This window comes from Vibrio sp. HS-50-1 (genome assembly GCF_024747315.1).
GTDB classification, from domain to species: Bacteria; Pseudomonadota; Gammaproteobacteria; order Enterobacterales; family Vibrionaceae; genus Vibrio; species Vibrio diabolicus.
In genome coordinates this window covers 1-3,411 of record NZ_JAMPZF010000034.1, presented here as the reverse complement: position 1 = coordinate 3,411, position 3,411 = coordinate 1, and the positions used below count along the sequence as shown (strand labels likewise).

Genomic DNA, 3,411 nt, shown 5'->3' with positions numbered 1-3,411 from the left:
GGAACGGATGATTTGTTCACCGAAACCACTTCATACGCGCCGAGCAGCCCATATTCCGCATCTAAAGCGTCGAGCGATCATCTGGTTCGCGCTTGGCAACGTACTTATGGTTTACCGACACTTGTCACCAATTGCTCAAACAACTATGGCCCGTACCACTTCCCAGAGAAGTTGATCCCTCTGATGATTTTAAATGCCCTCGACGGCAAGCCGTTGCCTGTGTATGGCGATGGTATGCAAATCCGAGATTGGCTGTTTGTGGAAGATCATGCACGCGCGCTGTACAAAGTGGTCTGCGAAGGTGAAGTCGGTGAAACCTACAACATTGGTGGCCATAACGAAAAAGCAAACATCGAAGTGGTGAAAACCATTTGTGCTTTGCTTGAAGAGTTGCGACCAGACAAGCCAGCAGGTGTTGAGTCTTATGAATCTTTGATCACTTATGTCAAAGATCGCCCTGGTCATGATGTGCGTTACGCAATTGATGCCACCAAGATCGCTCAAGAGCTTGGCTGGACGCCAGAAGAAACGTTTGAAAGCGGTATTCGCAAAACCGTCGAATGGTACCTCAATAATCCGCAATGGTGGCAGCGTGTGCTTGATGGTTCATACAGTTTAGAGCGATTAGGAGCGGGCGAATAATGAAAGGCATTATTTTAGCAGGTGGCTCGGGCACTCGCCTTTACCCTATTACACGCGGTGTCTCTAAGCAGTTACTGCCGGTTTATGACAAACCAATGATTTACTACCCGTTGTCAGTACTCATGCTTGCGGGCATTCGTGAAATCTTGATCATCACCACGCCAGAAGACCAGGAAGGTTTTCAGCGCTTGTTAGGTGATGGCTCAGAGTTTGGCATTGAGTTGCAATACGCGATTCAACCAAGCCCAGACGGCTTAGCTCAAGCCTTCATCATTGGTGAAGACTTCATTGGCGATGACTCAGTATGTTTGGTGCTGGGTGACAACATCTTTTATGGGCAAGGGTTTTCGCCGAAGTTGCAGCAAGCCGCTGCATTAACAGAAGGTGCGACGGTCTTTGGCTATAAAGTGAAAGACCCAGAGCGCTTTGGTGTGGTGGAATTTGACGAAGAGATGAGAGCGCTATCGATTGAAGAGAAGCCAGTCGAGCCAAAATCCAATTACGCCGTGACAGGGCTGTATTTCTACGATAATCGCGTCGTGGAAATTGCCAAAACCATCCAACCGTCCCATCGTGGCGAGCTAGAAATTACGAGTATTAACCAAGCTTACTTAGAGCAAGGGAAGTTGACGGTTGACGTACTAGGGCGCGGCTTTGCGTGGTTAGACACGGGGACACACGGCAGCTTGCTTGAAGCGGCGCATTTTGTCGAAACGATCGAGAAACGCCAGGGCTACAAAGTCGCTTGCTTAGAAGAGATTGCGTATCGCCGAGGATGGTTAACACGAGAGCACATTCAAGCTGCAGGAAAAGCCTTATCTAAAAACGATTATGGCCGCTATCTTCTAGAGTTATTGGAAGAATAAATGTCGAATATATCGCTAATATCTTTTCAGAAAATGGGTGATGAGCGAGGCTCATTAATCTCGTTAGAGCAACATAAAAACATTCCTTTTGATATCAAACGCATTTACTACATCTTTGATACACAAAGCGGTTTAGCAAGAGGCTTTCATGCGCACTACGACTTAGAGCAAGTCGCTATCTGTATGAAAGGTAGCGTGACTTTCGTCATTGATGATGGCACCACGAAAGAGACAGTGACGCTTTCCTCTCCCGATGTAGGACTGCATATCAAAGGGTTAAAATGGCGTGAGATGCACGACTTTTCTGCAGATTGTGTACTGATGGTCGTAGCCAGTGAGTTATACGATGAAGCCGACTATATCCGTGACTATGACACATTTCTTAAAGAGGTAGCCCATGCGAATTCATGCACTCAGTGATGTTGCTTCATCGGCGATTGGCGAGGGGACATCTATTTGGCAATTTGCCGTGGTCCTTGCTGGGGCTAAAATTGGTCGTGACTGTAATATCTGTGCGCATACCTTCATCGAGAATGATGTGGTCCTAGGAGATAGAGTCACCGTAAAGTGTGGCGTTTACCTCTGGGATGGCATTGAAATTGAAGATGATGTGTTCATTGGTCCAGCAGCCGCTTTCACGAACGACAAGTTCCCACGTTCAAAAGTATGGCCAGAGGCATTTCCAAAAACAAAAATCCTGTCAGGCGCCTCCATTGGCGCCAATGCCACAATTTTGCCCGGCATAACCATCGGAAAAAATGCGATGGTTGGTGCAGGCAGTGTGGTCACCCGTTCAGTGCCAGACTATGCGGTTGTGGTTGGAAGCCCAGCCAAGATAGTACGTTATGTAGAGAAAAATAATGGTTAATTTTTTAGAGCTAAAGCGCTTAAATTCCGAGTACGAAGACGAATTGAAACAAGCCTGTGCACGCGTGATTGAATCTGGCTGGTATATTCTTGGCAAGGAAACTGAAAAGTTTGAACAAGCATTTGCTGACTACTGTGGTGTTAAACACTGTATAGGCGTTGCGAACGGTCTAGATGCTTTAACACTGACGTTAAAGGCTTGGCGAGAGCTAGGAAAAATCAACAAGGGTGATGAAGTTATCGTACCGGGTAACACCTATATCGCATCGGTATTGGCGGTCACCGAAGCGGACTTGGTACCGGTGTTTGTGGAGCCGGATGAGCAAACGCACAATATCAGTCCTGAAGCGATTGAAGCGGCGATTACAAAAAAGACCAAAGTGATTTTGCCGGTGCACCTGTATGGTCAGTTAGCCGATATGCCAGCGATTATGGCGTTGGCGACAAAACACAATCTTCTCGTGCTGGAAGACAGCGCGCAGTCTCATGGTGCGACACTTGCTGGTAAGAAATCTGGCGCATGGGGGGATGCCTCAGGTTTTAGCTTCTATCCGGGTAAAAACCTAGGTGCGTTAGGTGATGGTGGTGCTATTACGACCAGCGATGATGAGCTGGCAGAAACTTTGCGAGCCCTTCGTAACTACGGCTCTCATGTTAAATACCAGAATCTTTATCAAGGATTGAACAGTCGTTTGGATGAAATTCAGTCGGCGATGTTGTCAGTGAAACTGAACTACCTTCCAGCGCAGACGAAAGCGCGTCAGGAGTTGGCGGAATTTTACTTACGTGAAATCAACAACCCGAATATTATTTTACCGGAAGTAGCTGAGCCTGATGCCCATGTATGGCATTTGTTTGTGGTGCGAACTTCACACCGAGATGCGCTAGTTAAGCATTTATCAGAGCATGGTATTCAGACACAAGTACATTACCCGATAGCGCCGCATAAACAGCAGGCTTATAAAGAGTTCAGTCATCTGTCATTGCCGCTGACGGAGCAGTTGCAAAATGAAGTGCTGTCATTGCCGATGTCGCC

General features: G+C 47.2%; 5 protein-coding genes. All 5 read left to right on the top strand.

Annotation, left to right across the window (positions count from 1 at the left end; all coding sequences use genetic code 11):
* The coding region (locus NDJ01_RS15300; RefSeq protein ID WP_258586937.1) for a GDP-mannose 4,6-dehydratase at positions 1-642 on the top strand (642 nt) is incomplete at its 5' end.
* Positions 642-1,508: a glucose-1-phosphate thymidylyltransferase RfbA gene (rfbA, locus tag NDJ01_RS15295; RefSeq protein ID WP_258586936.1), complete on the top strand. Its 867-nt coding sequence runs from the start codon at positions 642-644 to the stop codon at positions 1,506-1,508. The genes NDJ01_RS15300 and rfbA, both read left to right, overlap by 1 nt.
* Positions 1,509-1,928: an FdtA/QdtA family cupin domain-containing protein gene (locus NDJ01_RS15290; RefSeq protein ID WP_258586935.1), complete on the top strand. Its 420-nt coding sequence runs from the start codon at positions 1,509-1,511 to the stop codon at positions 1,926-1,928. It begins immediately after the preceding gene.
* Positions 1,906-2,376 (top strand): acyltransferase, encoded by a 471-nt coding sequence (locus NDJ01_RS15285; protein ID WP_047009430.1) that lies wholly within the window; start codon positions 1,906-1,908, stop codon positions 2,374-2,376. Before NDJ01_RS15290 ends, NDJ01_RS15285 begins: the two co-directional genes overlap by 23 nt.
* Positions 2,369-3,411: DegT/DnrJ/EryC1/StrS aminotransferase family protein (locus tag NDJ01_RS15280; RefSeq protein ID WP_258586934.1), on the top strand; the 1,043-nt coding region annotated here is incomplete at its 3' end. The genes NDJ01_RS15285 and NDJ01_RS15280, both read left to right, overlap by 8 nt.

Excerpts from the sequence above, each read along its gene's own strand:
- rfbA (WP_258586936.1), top strand. The coding sequence starts at position 642 with ATGAAAGGCATTATTTTAGCAGGTGGCTCGGGCACTCGCCTTTACCCT.
- NDJ01_RS15290 (WP_258586935.1), top strand. The coding sequence starts at position 1,509 with ATGTCGAATATATCGCTAATATCTTTTCAGAAAATGGGTGATGAGCGA.
- NDJ01_RS15285 (WP_047009430.1), top strand. The coding sequence starts at position 1,906 with ATGCGAATTCATGCACTCAGTGATGTTGCTTCATCGGCGATTGGCGAG.